Origin of the sequence: Methanoculleus sp. (assembly GCF_020696975.1) — an archaeon.
Lineage (GTDB): Archaea > Halobacteriota > Methanomicrobia > Methanomicrobiales > Methanoculleaceae > Methanoculleus.
This window is the reverse complement of the sequence record NZ_JAJGBK010000032.1, coordinates 1-13,890: the sequence shown is the minus strand read 5'-3', so window position 1 is coordinate 13,890 and position 13,890 is coordinate 1. Positions and strand designations below refer to the sequence as shown.

At 65.5% G+C, this 13,890-nt stretch carries 15 protein-coding genes; 10 read left to right on the top strand and 5 right to left on the bottom strand.

Going from position 1 to position 13,890, the window contains the following annotated elements; translation table 11 throughout:
• Positions 1-31: 31 nt before the first annotated feature.
• Together QZ650_RS10015 and QZ650_RS10010 are read right to left on the bottom strand one after the other, a co-directional pair.
• On the bottom strand, positions 32-226 hold the full coding sequence (locus QZ650_RS10015; protein ID WP_054847721.1) for a CxxC-x17-CxxC domain-containing protein: 195 nt from the start codon (positions 224-226) through the stop codon (positions 32-34).
• Positions 227-357: 131 nt separating this feature from the next.
• The gene (locus QZ650_RS10010; RefSeq protein ID WP_292522008.1) at positions 358-684 is read right to left on the bottom strand and encodes a nucleotidyltransferase family protein; all 327 of its coding nucleotides are present in this window, start codon (positions 682-684) and stop codon (positions 358-360) included.
• A gap of 108 nt (positions 685-792) precedes the next feature.
• Here QZ650_RS10010 and QZ650_RS10005 point away from each other — a divergent pair, with 108 nt between their 5' ends.
• Positions 793-1,038, top strand: coding sequence for a hypothetical protein (locus QZ650_RS10005; protein WP_292522006.1), 246 nt, complete (start codon positions 793-795; stop codon positions 1,036-1,038).
• A 10-nt stretch (positions 1,039-1,048) separates the two neighbouring features.
• Here the strand turns inward: QZ650_RS10005 and QZ650_RS10000 are convergent, their stop codons facing one another.
• The gene (locus QZ650_RS10000) at positions 1,049-1,900 is read right to left on the bottom strand and encodes a 4Fe-4S binding protein (protein WP_292522004.1); all 852 of its coding nucleotides are present in this window, start codon (positions 1,898-1,900) and stop codon (positions 1,049-1,051) included.
• A 92-nt stretch (positions 1,901-1,992) separates the two neighbouring features.
• Between QZ650_RS10000 and QZ650_RS09995 the strand changes: the two genes are divergently transcribed.
• The 3 genes from QZ650_RS09995 to QZ650_RS09985 all read left to right on the top strand — a co-directional run bounded on the left by QZ650_RS09995 (position 1,993) and on the right by QZ650_RS09985 (position 6,476).
• On the top strand, positions 1,993-4,011 hold the full coding sequence (locus QZ650_RS09995; protein WP_292522003.1) for a DUF2298 domain-containing protein: 2,019 nt from the start codon (positions 1,993-1,995) through the stop codon (positions 4,009-4,011).
• 63 nt (positions 4,012-4,074) lie between these two features.
• Positions 4,075-6,003 carry a PQQ-dependent sugar dehydrogenase gene (locus QZ650_RS09990; protein WP_292522001.1) on the top strand — a complete coding sequence of 643 codons (1,929 nt, stop codon included), beginning with the start codon at positions 4,075-4,077 and terminating at the stop codon, positions 6,001-6,003.
• Between the two features lie 149 nt (positions 6,004-6,152).
• A complete protein-coding gene (locus QZ650_RS09985; RefSeq protein WP_292521999.1) occupies positions 6,153-6,476 on the top strand; it encodes a cupredoxin domain-containing protein in 324 nt (107 codons plus the stop codon).
• A gap of 18 nt (positions 6,477-6,494) precedes the next feature.
• Here the strand turns inward: QZ650_RS09985 and QZ650_RS09980 are convergent, their stop codons facing one another.
• A complete protein-coding gene (locus tag QZ650_RS09980; protein ID WP_292521997.1) occupies positions 6,495-7,436 on the bottom strand; it encodes a UbiA family prenyltransferase in 942 nt (313 codons plus the stop codon).
• A gap of 125 nt (positions 7,437-7,561) precedes the next feature.
• Between QZ650_RS09980 and QZ650_RS09975 the strand changes: the two genes are divergently transcribed.
• The 4 genes from QZ650_RS09975 (at position 7,562) to QZ650_RS09960 (ending at position 10,109) form a co-directional block, all read left to right on the top strand.
• Positions 7,562-8,020 carry a hypothetical protein gene (locus QZ650_RS09975; protein WP_292521995.1) on the top strand — a complete coding sequence of 153 codons (459 nt, stop codon included), beginning with the start codon at positions 7,562-7,564 and terminating at the stop codon, positions 8,018-8,020.
• A gap of 100 nt (positions 8,021-8,120) precedes the next feature.
• Entirely contained in the window at positions 8,121-8,390 is a 270-nt protein-coding gene (locus tag QZ650_RS09970) for a DUF1294 domain-containing protein (protein ID WP_292521993.1), read from the top strand.
• Positions 8,391-8,467: 77 nt separating this feature from the next.
• Positions 8,468-9,100, top strand: coding sequence for a hypothetical protein (locus QZ650_RS09965; protein WP_292521991.1), 633 nt, complete (start codon positions 8,468-8,470; stop codon positions 9,098-9,100).
• An 85-nt stretch (positions 9,101-9,185) separates the two neighbouring features.
• Positions 9,186-10,109 (top strand): prenyltransferase, encoded by a 924-nt coding sequence (locus QZ650_RS09960; protein ID WP_292521989.1) that lies wholly within the window; start codon positions 9,186-9,188, stop codon positions 10,107-10,109.
• Positions 10,110-10,131: 22 nt separating this feature from the next.
• Here the strand turns inward: QZ650_RS09960 and QZ650_RS09955 are convergent, their stop codons facing one another.
• The gene (locus QZ650_RS09955) at positions 10,132-12,069 is read right to left on the bottom strand and encodes a hypothetical protein (protein WP_292521987.1); all 1,938 of its coding nucleotides are present in this window, start codon (positions 12,067-12,069) and stop codon (positions 10,132-10,134) included.
• A gap of 86 nt (positions 12,070-12,155) precedes the next feature.
• Between QZ650_RS09955 and QZ650_RS09950 the strand changes: the two genes are divergently transcribed.
• Both QZ650_RS09950 and QZ650_RS09945 read left to right on the top strand, forming a co-directional pair.
• Entirely contained in the window at positions 12,156-13,313 is a 1,158-nt protein-coding gene (locus QZ650_RS09950) for a hypothetical protein (RefSeq protein ID WP_292521985.1), read from the top strand.
• An 11-nt stretch (positions 13,314-13,324) separates the two neighbouring features.
• Positions 13,325-13,890 (top strand): DUF1616 domain-containing protein (locus QZ650_RS09945; protein ID WP_292522502.1); only part of this gene is annotated, 566 nt, incomplete at its 3' end.

Sequence of the window (13,890 nt, the reverse complement as noted above, 5' to 3'; positions counted from 1 at the left end):
CGATTCGCGAAAAAAGAGAGTTAATTATTGTTTAGAACCGGGGTTTTCTGTGCTTGGGGAGGCAGTCCTGGCAATAGACGGGTCTGCCTTCGGTCGGCTTGAACGGGACTTCGCACTCTTTACCGCAGTCGGAACAAATGGTCTTGGTCATTTCACGGGGGCCGCCGAAGTTCCTCGGACCACCGAAATTTCTGTTGCCTCTGTTATAATCCATTGGATTGCTCATGCAGATAGAACACTGCCTGTAGAGATACGGGTGTATAGTATATAATGTACGGTATCGGCCCGGGTTCTTCCTGACTGCCGTGACACGGTCCCCGCATTTCGCGGAGCACCCGGGCTCTCGTTTGCCTCTGTTCAGGCATACACCGCTTCCGCGTCGACGACGCGCATGAGCCGCGGCCGCCGGGTTATCCCGCCTTTCAACACGAGATCTACAGGGAGACCGAGGATCCTCTCCAGATCCTCTTTGAGGTCTACGACGTCCCAGCCGATCGGCTCATCGAGCTCGACCAGGATGTCAAGGTCGCTCCCCGTGCCCTGCTCATTGCGCACATACGAGCCAAAGACCCCGATCTCCCGGACGCGATACCGTTCCCGAAGGTACGGCTTCGCTCTTTTGAGCGTGTCGATGATCGATCGCACGGTCCAGTGCGGGGGTATCTCCTCCGGCCTCCGTGGCATTGGTAGAACCTTCTTTGAGAGGTAATAGGGCTAAGGGGGCGTTAAATCTTTGCTCCGCCGGGGTGCCCGCAGGGTTTATGGAGCTGCAGGCGATTCCACGTCCGGTGAATGATGATGGACGTATCCCGACTGAAGTACCGGGTCGAGGTCCTCGGCGACCGCGGCGGCATCGAGCGCTACGGGCCGTTCAACGAGCAGAAGGCGCGGGAGTTCTTTGAGGTCGAGGAGAGCCTCGGCGGGACCGCCCGGATCGTGCGGCTGGAGGAGGAGGGGTTTCGGGAGACGTGGCGGGTCGTCGCCGGGTGCGGTGACTGGGACGGCGGGCCGAGAGCGGAGGCGCTGCCGCCGCAGTAAGGAGGTGAGTTCACCGCGGCCGGAGCCCCGCGGCGGCAAAGACCGCGTCTCTTCCCACCCGCTCCATCATCTCCCCGAATCGCTCCCCGGGAAGCCCGTTCTCCCGGAAACAGTCGAGCAGCCTCCCGACAACCTCCAGAGCCTCGTCCTCGCCGACGAGCCCGTCGGCCTCGACGCCGGCCCGGAGGACCCGGCCCGACCTCCCGCCGAGGAAGAGGCGGACTCCTTTTGCCGCGACGCCGATCGCCCCCATGGGGCAGACGGCTATGCAGTCGCCGCAGCCGACACAGTTCTCTTCCGCGTGGCGGGCCTCGCCGTCGACGACCCGGACCGCCCCCTCCCGGCAGACCTTCTCGCACGCACCGCAGCCGTTGCACTCCCCGGCGCCGAACGCCGGGAGCCGCCGGCCCATGATCCCGATGTCGTTTAACTGCACCTTTCCGCAGTTGTTGGCGCACCCCGTGACGGCGATCTTGAGTTTCCAGGGGAGGCTGCACCCGCCGTAGCGCTCCTCGATCGCCCGGGCGAGCCCCTGCGTGTCGCAGCACCCGTGCCTGCAGACCGTGCCCTTGCAGGCGACGACGGACCGGAGCGCAGCGCCGGTACTCCCGGCCTCGATCCCGGCCTCCCGGAGCCGTTCTGCGACCGCACCGGCGTCCCGCCGGTCGACACCGGGGATCTCCACGTTGAGCCGGGTGGTCAGCCCGACCGTGCCGTCCCCGAACTCCTCCGCGATCCGGGCCACCGCCGCCATCTGCGGCGCGGTCATCACGCCGGCCGGGATCTTCCCCCGGACGGCGACCCTCCCCTTCCCCCGGAGGGGGATGATCCCCGGCTGTTTCCTCTTCTTCTCGTCGATCATATCTCAGCTGGATATCGTCGGGATCGCGGTTATACCCTGCCCCCGCGAGGATGAGCGCAAAACGCATATATCCCCATCCACGATAGCAGGGTGTGAACCTCCTGGTGCAGGCATACGACGTCCTCCTCTGGGCCGGACTCCTCAAAGGGCTCCAGATGGCCCTCTGGCCCCGCCTCCGTCCGGCGCTCGGTGCCTATGCCTACCCGGCGGCCTACCCGGTCTCCCTCCTCCTCTTCGGCCTCCTGACCTGGTACTGCGGCCTCCTCCGCATCCCGGTCGCCCTCGCCCTCCTCGCCTTCCTGGCCCTCGGGATCCCGGGCATCCGGCGAGGCGACTACCGCCTCCAGGAGATCCAGAGTCTCGCCGCCTGGGACGCGGTCTTCCTGGTCGGGTTCCTCTTTGCCCTCGCCGTCCGGTTCACAAACCCGCCCATCGGCTACTTCAGCGAGCAGTACATGAACCATGCCTTCCTCGCGAGCGTGATCCGGGAGCCGACCGTCCCGCCGCTCGACCCCTGGTTCGCGGGCGGGCACCTCACCGTCTACTACTACCTCGGCCACTGGCTGATGGGCTCTCTCGCCATCGTCACCGGCACCCCGTCGGAGGTCGTCTTCAACCTCATCCCGGCCACGGTCTACGGCACGTCGTTTGTTGCGCTCTACGCTCTTGGACACCTCATCCTTCCCCGCTGGCGGTGGCTCCCCCTCGCGGTCCTCCTCCTTGTCCCGCCGTCGATTCCCCGCTCCCTCGTCTCAGGCGCCGATCTCTATACTGCGTTTCAGGATACCAACTGGATCATCGCGGGCGCCCGGTTCGAGTTCCCGGTCTTCTCCCTCTTCCTCGGGAACGTCCACGCCTTCGAGATGGCCGCGTTCAACCAGTTCCTCCTCATCTTCCTCCTCGGGTTTGCGTGGTTGCGGTGGGGCGGGCTCGATACACGCGGGCGAGGGACGCTCACGCTCCTCATCGCCCTCTCCACCGGCTCGATGCCGCTCCTCTCCTCCTGGGACGCCCTCGTCTACGCTCCGGCCGTCGCGGTCTTCCTCCTCGGGCTCACCCTCCGCGAACGAGACCGCTCCACCCTCGCCGCCGCCATCGCCGTCCCCGCGATTGCCTTCGCTCTCTACCTCCCCTACTACCCCGCCCTCGAACCCGCGGGTATCGGCGGGATCGGGACGGGGTTTCCTCCCACCGACCCGCTTGCCTTCCTCGGGGTCTGGGGCGGGTTTCTCGGAATCGTCTATCTCGCCGTCGCCCGGGATATCCGGCGGCTCCCGGTCATCGCCGCCGTCGCCCTTCCGGCCCTCGCGACCGGCTACGCCGCTCTCGCGCTCGTCCTGGTCCCGCTCGCCTACCTCCTCCTCCGGCGGGAGCGCTCGTTTGCCGACCTCCTCTCTATCGCCGGGCTCGCGGTCCTCGCCTTCTGCGAAGTCTTCTACCTTGAGGAGATGCTCGGCGGGGACTATAGCCGGTATAACACCATATTCAAGTTCTACTTCGACGCCTGGATCCTGCTCGGGACCGGCGCCCTCCTTACCGCCGCCGGCTGGCTTGCGAGCCGCCGCCCGGTGCCGGCCTCCCGGTGGCTTGCCGTCGGAGCGGCCGCCGCCCTCATCGCCGCCCCGGTTGCCCTCGACGTCGATATCGGTCGCGGCCTCCTCGGGATCGAGTATCCCTCCGCGGGCTACCACACCCTCGACGGGTTCGCCTACCTTGAGGCCACACGCCCGGGGGAGGCCGCGGCGGTCGATTTCCTCCGGACGCTCGACGGCGACCACCGTGTCGTGGAGGCCGAGAACGGCGATTACACCTACTACTCCAGGATCTCGTCGTTCTCCGGCATCCCTACGATCCTCGGCCAGATCAGCCACGAACTGACCTGGCGGGGGAACGGCGCGTGGTACGCCGAACGCCCGGCGGATATCCGGGCGATCTACGAGAACCCGGAGGAGACCCTCGCGCTCATGGAGAAGTACAACGCGACCCTCCTCTACGTCGGGGAGCCCGAGCGCGAACGCTACGATATCCGGCTGCCTGATTGGGGACTCGTACTGATCTACGACGAGGGTGGGGTCCAGATTTATGAGCGGTTGGCAGGATCGCGCCCATAGCATTGGCCATTGTTCCGGCCGGAACGGGCAACCCTTATATACTCAAGACGACAGGATGGGCGCATGACGCGAGCAGCCGTAGTCATGGTATCCGTCCTTGTGCTCCTCGCTCTGGCGGTCTCCGTCGGGGCCCAGGAGTATCCACGTGACGGAACCGATGTCATGGAGAACGCCACTCCCGCCATGCCGCAGACCCTGACGGCTCCGGGAGCGACGAACGCAACAGCACCTGCGGGAGACCTGACGAACGCCGGGTCACCGCATGCGGCGATCTTCGAGAACGACACCTCAGTCACCCGGCTTGCCGGGAACGTAACGCTCGACGTGAGCCTTGAGCCCGTGGCCGAAGGCTTCGTCGCCCCGGTGATGCTCACGACCGCCAATGACGGCTCGGGCAGGCTCTTTGTCGTCGACCAGGTCGGGACGGTCTCGATCATCGACGCGAACGGCACCCGTGTTCCGGAGCCGTTCCTGGACGTCCGCGACCGTCTGGTCGAGATCGACCCGTCGTTTGACGAACGCGGGCTCCTCTCGATAGCCTTCCACCCCGAGTTCCAGGAGAACGGGCGGGTCTTTGCGTTCTACAGCGCACCCCTGCGTGAGGGAGCCCCCGGAGACTGGAACTGCACGAACCGTCTTGTGGAGTTCGAGGTCGATCCCGCGAACCCCGACCGGGTCAACATGACCTCCGAGAAGATCCTGATGGAGATCGACAAGCCGCAGTTCAACCACAACGGCGGGAGCATTGTCTTCAGCCCGCGTGACGGCTACCTCTACGTGCCGCTCGGGGACGGCGGCGCGGCGGACGACAACGGGACCGGTCACACCCCCGGCATCGGGAACGCCCAGGATCTCACGAAGATCTACGGCAAAGTGCTCCGGATCGACGTGGACAACGTCACCGGGAACGTGACGGCGCCGCCGGAGAACGCGACCTGGACGACGCAGGCGGGCACCCTCTATGGTATCCCGGCGGACAACCCGTTCGTCTCGAACGCGAGCATCCCGCCCGAGATCTACGCCTACGGTCTGCGGAACCCCGCCTTCCTCTCGTTTGACGCCGAAGGCAACCTCTATGTGGCCGATGCCGGCCAGGACCTCTTTGAAGAGGTGGATGTCGTCACGAAGGGCGGCAACTACGGATGGCGCATCAGGGAGGGGACCCACTGCTTCGACCCCGAGAACCCCCGCACCCCGCCGGCAACCTGCCCGACGAACGGTTCCTCCGGCGACCCCCTGATCGGCCCCATCATCGAGGGCGGGCATGACCTGGGCGTCGTCTTCGTCGGCGGCGGGATCTACAACGGCACGGCGCTTCCGGACCTTGCGGGGCACTACATCCTCGGCCACTGGAGCAACAACTTCGCCATCGGGAACGCGACCCTCTTCGCCGCGACGCCCCCGGAGGGCCGGGACCCGTCGGCCTTCCCCGACTCCGCGGAGGACCTCACCCCCGAGGACGTCGCGATGTGGAGCCTGCAGAAACTCAACGTGACCGGGACGCCTGCGGGAACTATTGATGCCTTCCTCCTGGGGTTCGGTATGGATGCGGAGTCGGAGATCTACGTCCTCACGACCGATGACGGGGGTCCGGACGCATCCAACATGACCGGCAGGGTCTGGAGACTCGTTCCGGGGAACATGACGGCGACCCCGACGCCGACCGCAACACCGACCCCGCCCGCCGCCGCTCCCGGAGGCGAGAGCGTGACCGTGGCGATCGCTGCCGTGGACGTGGAGTTCGACACGGAGACGATCACGGTCCCGGCGGGGGCAGAGGTGACGATGAACTTCGATAACCGGGATTCCGGTGTCCCCCACAACGTCGCGGTCTACACGGACGCTTCGGCCTCAACACCGATCTACATCGGCGAGATCGTCACTGGCCCGACGGAGGTGACCTACACCTTCACGGCGCCGTCGGAGCCCGGGACCTACTACTTCCGGTGCGACGTCCATCCCTCGATGGAGGGCGAGTTCGTCGTGACGTAGAGGGGACCCACCCCTCCTTCTTTTCGAGAGCGCAGGAACGCTCCGGCTCCGGTGCCGGCCGGGGCAACCTTTATCATTCCCGGCCGCACGGTGAGGCTCATGGCACGAATACCCGTAGTCATGGCGACCACCGTCGTGGGGGTGGGCGCGTGACCCCGGAGGTGACCGGGTCAAAGGCTCTCCGGAGCGTGACCGTCGATATCGCGGCCGAGAACATGGCCTTCAACACGGAGACGATCACGGTCCCGGCGGGCTCACAGGTGACGATGAACTTCGATAACCGGGACCCCGGCGTCCCTCACAACGTCGCGGTCTACACGGACGCTTCGGCGGCGACGGCGATCTCTGTCGGCGATATCATCGTCGGCCCCGCACGCGCCACCTACACCTTCACGGCCCCCGGGACCCCGGGGACCTACTTCTTCCGGTGCGATGTGCACCACTCGATGAACGGCGATTTCATCGTTCAGTAGGGAGGATCCCTCCCTCTTTTAGAGAACGGTCGCCGCGATGATCGCTATGGCGTAGACGGCTGCCGCTATGTGGATGAGCGGGAGCGCCCGCATCGCGGCGGCCGGGCTTTTCTCCCGGATGATGAGGTAGTTTGCAGCCCCGAGGAGGACGGCTCCCACCCCGAACCCGGCGAGGGCGACCGGCCCGAGGGTGAGGCCGAAGACGAGCGCCATCGCGACGTGGGCAGCCGAGAAGCCGAGGACCCAGATGACCGCACCCTTCATGCCGTAGAGGATCGGAGTCGGGTCCTCCGGAGCCGACCCGGTCCGACCGAAGGTCAGACGTGGGATCGTCGCCATCCCCCTCGCCCGGTCGTTCTCGATATCGGCGATATCGTTCGCTGCGAGGTGGGCGAGGGTCCAGGGGTAGAAGAAGAGGAAGTAGAGGAGCGCGGTCACGTCCGGGCTGCCGTACACCAGGTAGCCGGCGACGGGGAAGAGGGCGAAGTCCGTCCTCCCGATCACCTGGGCGATGGGGAGGGTCTGGTTCCGCTTCTTTGTCTGGTAGAAGTACTCGACGGCGTAGGAGTAGCCCATGATCCCGAGGACGTAGAGATTGTGCGGCGCGGGGAGCGTCGCGGCAAGCGCGGCCGCCGACCCGGCGAGGACGAGGAAGACGGTCAGGGCTCCCCGGGGCGAGATCTTCCCTTCGGCGATCGGCCGCTCTCCGAACGGCCGCCAGTAGCGGGTGAGCGCGCCGTCGACGTCCCGCCGGTCGTGTTCCCGGTCGACGTAGTCGTTCAGGACGAGGCCGGCCAGAAAGCCGAGGAGCCCGATGAGCGCCGCCCGGGCGACCAGTTCCCACGAGAACCCGCCGTAGTTCTGGAACGCGAGGGCGAGCCCGGAACAGAAGATCAATGGCCAGACGAAGAAGAAGTGGATGCGGGTCAGGTCGGCAAGCGCGGCAAGGGTCTCTCTCATAATGGTGTGTCAGGGGTTGCACGCCCGGGTTCAAAAAGCGTTGCACACCCGGCGGCCGGGTCCCACCCAGCTCTTTATCTGCCCCGGGAACCCCTGCCCCCTCCCCCACGGGGGAGGTCGATACCATGAAGATACACTGGCTGGCTATCGCAGGGGTTCTTCTGGCCTGCTGCATCGGGTTTGTCTCTGCCCAGACCGACAACGCCTCGATCACGGTGACGGACCAGGCTGTCGAGAGCGACGGGGTCGTCGGGAACGTCACCGTCAATGAGACCGTGAGCAACGGCACCGGGTGGCTCGTGATCCACAACAACCTCTTCGGGCATCCCGGCGGGGTCATCGGTTACGCACCGGTCGAGTCGGGGGTGAACACGAATGTCACCGTCACGATCCACACGTTCGTTGCCGCCGACACCCTCTTTGCGGTCCTGCACCAGGATGCCGGCAGGGAGGGCGTCTTCGAGTACCCGGTCCCCGACGTCGAGCAGACGGCGGGGGGTGAGATCGTGATCGTGCCCTTCAACATCACGGCGGAGGATGCCGCCCTGATGAACCTGACGGCGATCTCTTCGAACGCCACCTGACGGGATGGGGCCGGCCCCGGCACAGACCCTTACCGGATAAATGGCCGGAGAGCGTAGAGTACCTGGCCGATCGGGGGATCCCGGGCGGCCGGAGGACTCTATGGATACAATACCCGGCGCGATTCTGTTCGCCTATATCCTGGCGAACGCTCTTACGTTTGTTGCTTACCTGTACGACAAGAGGTCCGCGGAGAAGAGCGGATGGCGGACCCCGGAGCGGCGGCTCCTCGCCCTCGCGCTGATCGGGCCGTTCGGGGCCTTTGGGGCGATGCACCTCTTCCGGCACAAGACTCAGAAGGGGAAGTTCCGGCTCGTCCCGTTCTTCCTCTGCCTCCACCTCGCCGCCGCACTCGCCCTGGCTCTCGCGTAGCCGGCCCGGGGATGGGGTTACACACTCCCATTTACATTTCGGCAATGTTAATACAATCAATTGCCAATCCTGGACAGATGGAACGCAGTTACGGGCCTCCTTCCCCCCCGGTCCGGGAGACCCTCATCCTGCTCCGTGACGCCCTCCTCTGCGAGTACCGGGCGGAGTATCTCCCGGCTCACCGGCGGTCGCCCCGGAGAAGCCGGAGGCTCCGGCGGATACGAGCGTGGAGCCGGGACCTCTCCTGCCTGGTCGCCCGGGTCGACAGGGTGACGCAGCAGACCCTTCTCCGCATCGAGCAGGAGACCGGCCACGCCTTCCGGGACCCGGACGGGCTCGTCCGCCTCATGCTGTCTCATTCCGCGAGACGGTTTTTCGGGCGGCTTTCTGCCGGTGCGCTCCCGGCTCCCGCACGGGACCTGGCCATGCTCGAGAGCGCCTCCGATGCACAGGCCCTTGCCATCATCGGCGACGTCACTCTGCAGGTGAAGACCCCTCCCGGCACGCACCTCGAGCCTCAAGACCTTGTCGCGCTCTGCGACCAATGGGGGCTCTACGAAGACCGGATCGGTCTTCCGGTCGGCCAGCACCCCCTCGACGAGGAGAAGGCGACCCTTGCCCGGGCCGTCCTCGGCCTCATCTACATCGAGGGGGGTGCCGACGCGTTGCGGGCCGCGGTGCCGCTGCCGGTAAGAAATCCCGTGATATAGGCCCCCTTCCGCGTGAGAGCCGGTGCAGGGGCTCCCCGGCCAGCCCGGGCAAAGGTATACATACCACCCGCCCCGGGAGAATCCCATGGATACCCGCGCCATCCGCGAGTTCATCCGGCTCGGCCGGCTTCCCTTCCTCCTCTCGGGGTTCATCCCGTTCACCGCCGGGGCACTCCTCGCCTTCCTCCTCGGGGCGCGGTTCGCCCCGGCGCAGTTCGTCTTCGGGTATGCGGCGATGGCGGCGGCCCACCTCTCGGTCCACTACAGCAACGACTACTTCGATGCCGATGCCGACCGGTTCGTCGAGACGACGGCGATATCCGGGGGCAGCGGCGTCCTTCCGGCGCACCCGGACCTGAAACCCGCCGCGTTTGGGGCCGCCGTCGCCCTGATGGCGGTCTCGGTCCTGATCGGCTGCGCCTTTGTGACCGTCTACGCCTACCCGGTCATCTTCCTTGTCTTCGGGATCGCCGGGAACCTGCTTGGCTGGTTCTACACGGCCCCGCCGATCGCCCTTGCCTACCATAAACTCGGCGAGATCGCGAACATGATCACCTTCGGCCTCCTGATGCCGGGCGCGGGCTATTTTGTCGCGGCGGGAACGCTCGATATGGCGTTCTTTGCGTTTGCCGTCCCGCTCTGCCTCTACGGCCTCGTCTTCATCGTGAGCGTCGAGATTCCCGACCGGGAGGGGGATATCGCCGGGGGGAAACCGACCCTCGTCGTGCGGAAGGGGCGGGTCTTCGGGTTTGGGTTGATTGCTGTCGCGGCGAGCCTCGCGACCGCGGCGCTTGTCGTCTCTGCCCTGACGGGGGCGTTCTTTCCCGTGGACTTCCGCCCGGTGGCGCTGATATCGCTGATCCCGCTCGGGATTGCTCTTCTGGGGTTTCTGCACCGGTCCCCCGAACGGGCGCCCGCTCTTCGCTACGCCACGGCAAATATTGCAGGATATTTTCTCTTCCAGGGGCTGGTGACCCTCTACTTCATCTTTGCGGCCCTTTCGGCCTGATTTAAAAAAAAGTTGGGGTGGATTACTTCCGCATCATGAGGAAGTATCCGGCTGCGACGATGATGACGACGACCGCGAAGATCGAGAGGATCACCGTCATCGGCAGTCCTTCAGTGGGTGTCTCTCCACCGGGGGCTGTCGTCGTGGTTGTGGTGGTCGGGGTCTCGGTCGGGGTGGTCGTCTCCGGCACCGGCTCGGTGAAGAGCGCGAAGATGCTGAAGTGGGTCACCGTTGCCCGCACGGTCCGGGTGGCGGCGTCGAAGGTCGTCGGGACGTCCTCCCAGAGTCCGGTCTCCTCGTTGTACCACTTGACCACAGGCTGCTCGCTTGTGAGGTCGAGGTTGTTCCAGACGTCCTCGGGGATCTGCATGGTCAGGGCGATCGCCGGGTCGAAGGTGGCGCCGGCGGGGCTTGCCTCGTAGGCGTAGCCAGCGAACGTGAAGACGGCACCGGCCGGGGCTGCCGGGACTGCGTCGCTTGCGAGAGGCTCTACCCCGATCTCGGTGATCGGGTTGCCGTTGGCGTCGAGGGCCTGCACTCCGGCCGGGACGACGACGGTTGCGACGCCGTCTACGGCGCTGACTGCGATGGACTGGGTGACGATGCCGGTGCTGTCGGTCGTGAGGCTACCGGTGCCCTCGTAGGCGACCGGGCCGCTCGGTTCGGTGGGGCCGCTCGGGCCGCCGCCGCCGCCACCGCCGCCGGTGGGAGCCGGTGTCGGTGCCGTGGCGGCGATGGTGATGGACGTCTGGTCGATCGCGATGACCTTATTGTTGTTCAGGGCCATGGCGTAGAGGGAGTATGTGCCGGGGTTGAGCGTCCTGAGGGTCGCTGTCGTAATGGTCACCGAGGACGCATTTGCATACCCGGAGCACCCGTAGCCTTCAGCGATGGCGAAGCCGGAGTGCGGATCGACGTTGGTCGGGACATCATCCACGGTCAGGGCGTAGGTGACCGGGGTTGCTTCCCCGGCGATCGTCTTCAGTATCTCCACAAGGTCTGCAGTCGAGACGGGGATCGGTTCTTCTGCAAGTTTCGACGTGTTGACCGTCATCGAGAGGCCGTACCTCGGGCCCTCCTTGATCAGGGCGTAGGTGACCCTGTCAGCGCCGGTGAAGGAGACGCTCACGTCCCTGTTCTGGCTCTGGTAGTAGGGGTTGTCCCCGTTCCAGGTGACGGCCTGGTTCCCGTTGAGGATGGTGACCGGCATGGCGGCAAGGACGTGCATCGTGTCCGTGGCGCCGTCGTACTGCACCGCCGCGATGAGGTACTCCCCGGCGGAGGGTTTCGGCGCTCCCCTTTCGAGGTAACTGTCTGCGTTGAACTCAAAACAGCTGAGATCGAACTTGTTCTCAAGCAGCGTGCGGGTCAGGTTGTTCTCATCAACAACGATCGTGCCGAATTTGCCCTGAACTCTTCCGTCCTCTAATGTCCAGCATAACCCGTCCTCGGCAAAGAAGTATCCCTCTTTCGCCGCGGCCCTGAAGATATCATCGAAGCTCCCGTTATCTGGGAGATTCTCCGGGGCTTTGACCAGGAGGACGTTGCCGCACCGGCCGGGGGGGACCTTGACGGTGAAGCTCGGGAGTGTCGGTTTGGTGTAGACCTGATAGTTGCACGGGAGGGTGCTCCCGGCGATGGTCTTGGCCCCTGTCACGGTCACCTGCACGCCGTGGTAGGTGCCGCTTGCCGGGTTGAACGTACGGGTGATCTCCCCGAAGAGCGGGTACTCGATAGACCTGAGATCACCCGTCTCGGTGCTCCTGAGAGTCACGTTTGACGTACTGGTTTCAAGCGGGTCGAGGGCATCGACCACGCCGATGCGCAGGTTCTTATACTCCTTCGTGTCCCCCGACACCGTGATGTAGGTATCTCCGCCTCCGGCGGCAGCGGCTGCCACCGGGAGGAGGAAGAGAGCGATGGTGAGGGCCAGGAGGAGATAACTCCGTCGCTGATACATGAGGTCTGCATTTTTATTCGCGAGTCATAAACCTTTTTATTTGAAACGGTCACCTATACGTAGTTCAACCAAAACGGAGGTTTCTTATGTCCAAACTCGGTGCGCTTCTACTTGTGCTTGCTTTACTGGTTCCCACCGCAACAGCGGCGACGATCACCATCACGCCCGCCTCGATCGACCCCGGTGATACGGTCACCGTCGATGTGCAGAACCTTCCTGACGGCGCTGCGTTCTCGTTCGGGATCCGCGGTGAGTTCGACGTGACTCCCGGCGAGCGGTTCGCGTTCACGGCCCAAAACCTCGTCCTTCCCTTCTCCCTTGACCCGGGCCAGGTGAGCGCCTACAGCAAGGGCACAGCGTGGACCGGCCTGTCCGTGCAGATGCCAGGCAGAGCCATCAGTCTGAGCAACGACGCCGACGCGAACGGTGAGTTCCGAGAAACCCAGAACTACAACATCTCCAGCGGGACGTATGACACGATCACCCTTGACGGGCGGGCCGCGCCCACGAGCGGAAGCATCACCGCCGAACTGACAATGATGGGCACCAAGACAGGGCCCGATAACGGCCAGATCACCTTCGCGATCGACGGGATCACCCACGGCACCGCGACGGTCACCATCTACGTCGACGGGCGGCAGGAACTCTCGCGGACGATCGCGATCGGGGGAGGGATCTCGTCCCCGACCACCACCACCCAGGGCAGCGGCAGTGGGGGTACCGGCGGCCTCTTCCCGACCGAACCCACCACCGGGCCCGCGACGACGGCCTCGACCGACGGGAAAGCCTCCCTCACCGGAACCGATCTTGAGGGCGCCGGGCTCCTTCCCATCACCGTCCAGGGCACCGCCCCCGCCGGCTGGTCCCTCTCCGGGAACGCCTACGCCGTGACTCCGGCGGACCGGACGTTTGACCCCGCTGCGGTTCTCTCCTTCCGCCTCCCGTCGGCCGATACGACGGCAACCCTCGCCCGCTACGAGAACGGCGCCTGGACGCCGGTCCCCTCGAAGATCGAGGGCAACCGGATCACGACCACGGTCACCCTGCCGGGCTCCTACGCGCTCCTCATCGCGGCACCGGCCGCCGGGTCGACGGCGACCGCGACGACCTCCATCCCCGCCGGGACCACGACCACAACGACGACCGCGCCCGCGGCGACGACTCCGGCCGCGGCCCCGATCGCCCCCCTCCTCCCGGTCATTGCATTCGGAATCTTAATGTTTGGCTGGAAGAGAAGAGGCTGACAGGCCAACTCATGAAGAGTGAAGATCCCAGATCCCTGATTGCCGAGGCCGCCGGGTACCGTCCCGGCGACCTCATCGCGATTGCCGTCATCACGGCCGCGACCCTTCTTGCCGTCTATGTCCCGGTACTGAACGCAAGCCCCCTCCGGATCCTTCTTGGCGTGGCAATGGTCCTCTTCATCCCGGGCTATGCCCTGATTGCTGCCCTCTTCCCTGCAAAGGGGGATCTTGACGGGATCGAACGGGTTGCCCTCTCCTTCGGGCTCTCGATCGCGGTCGTCCCCCTCATCGGGCTCGGGCTGAACTACACCCCCTGGGGGATCCGGCTCGACCCGATCCTTGCCTCGCTCACCCTCTTCACCCTCGCGATGACGGGGATTGCCTGGTACCGGCGCCTCACCCTCCCGGCGGACGAGCGCTTTATGGTCCCGGCACGGGAGATCTTCAACGCGGCCCGCCTGGAGCTCTTCGACCCCGGGGCGTCCTGGCTCGACCGCGGGCTCTCCAGCCTCCTTGTCGTCGCGATCGTCGCGGCCCTCGCGACGACCGCCTACGTCATCGCTGTGCCAAAAGAGGG

Excerpts from the sequence above, each read along its gene's own strand:
- QZ650_RS10015 (WP_054847721.1), bottom strand. The coding sequence starts at position 226 with ATGAGCAATCCAATGGATTATAACAGAGGCAACAGAAATTTCGGTGGT.
- QZ650_RS10010 (WP_292522008.1), bottom strand. The coding sequence starts at position 684 with ATGCCACGGAGGCCGGAGGAGATACCCCCGCACTGGACCGTGCGATCG.
- QZ650_RS10005 (WP_292522006.1), top strand. The coding sequence starts at position 793 with ATGATGATGGACGTATCCCGACTGAAGTACCGGGTCGAGGTCCTCGGC.
- QZ650_RS10000 (WP_292522004.1), bottom strand. The coding sequence starts at position 1,900 with ATGATCGACGAGAAGAAGAGGAAACAGCCGGGGATCATCCCCCTCCGG.
- QZ650_RS09990 (WP_292522001.1), top strand. The coding sequence starts at position 4,075 with ATGACGCGAGCAGCCGTAGTCATGGTATCCGTCCTTGTGCTCCTCGCT.
- QZ650_RS09980 (WP_292521997.1), bottom strand. The coding sequence starts at position 7,436 with ATGAGAGAGACCCTTGCCGCGCTTGCCGACCTGACCCGCATCCACTTC.
- QZ650_RS09975 (WP_292521995.1), top strand. The coding sequence starts at position 7,562 with ATGAAGATACACTGGCTGGCTATCGCAGGGGTTCTTCTGGCCTGCTGC.
- QZ650_RS09970 (WP_292521993.1), top strand. The coding sequence starts at position 8,121 with ATGGATACAATACCCGGCGCGATTCTGTTCGCCTATATCCTGGCGAAC.
- QZ650_RS09965 (WP_292521991.1), top strand. The coding sequence starts at position 8,468 with ATGGAACGCAGTTACGGGCCTCCTTCCCCCCCGGTCCGGGAGACCCTC.
- QZ650_RS09960 (WP_292521989.1), top strand. The coding sequence starts at position 9,186 with ATGGATACCCGCGCCATCCGCGAGTTCATCCGGCTCGGCCGGCTTCCC.
- QZ650_RS09955 (WP_292521987.1), bottom strand. The coding sequence starts at position 12,069 with ATGTATCAGCGACGGAGTTATCTCCTCCTGGCCCTCACCATCGCTCTC.
- QZ650_RS09950 (WP_292521985.1), top strand. The coding sequence starts at position 12,156 with ATGTCCAAACTCGGTGCGCTTCTACTTGTGCTTGCTTTACTGGTTCCC.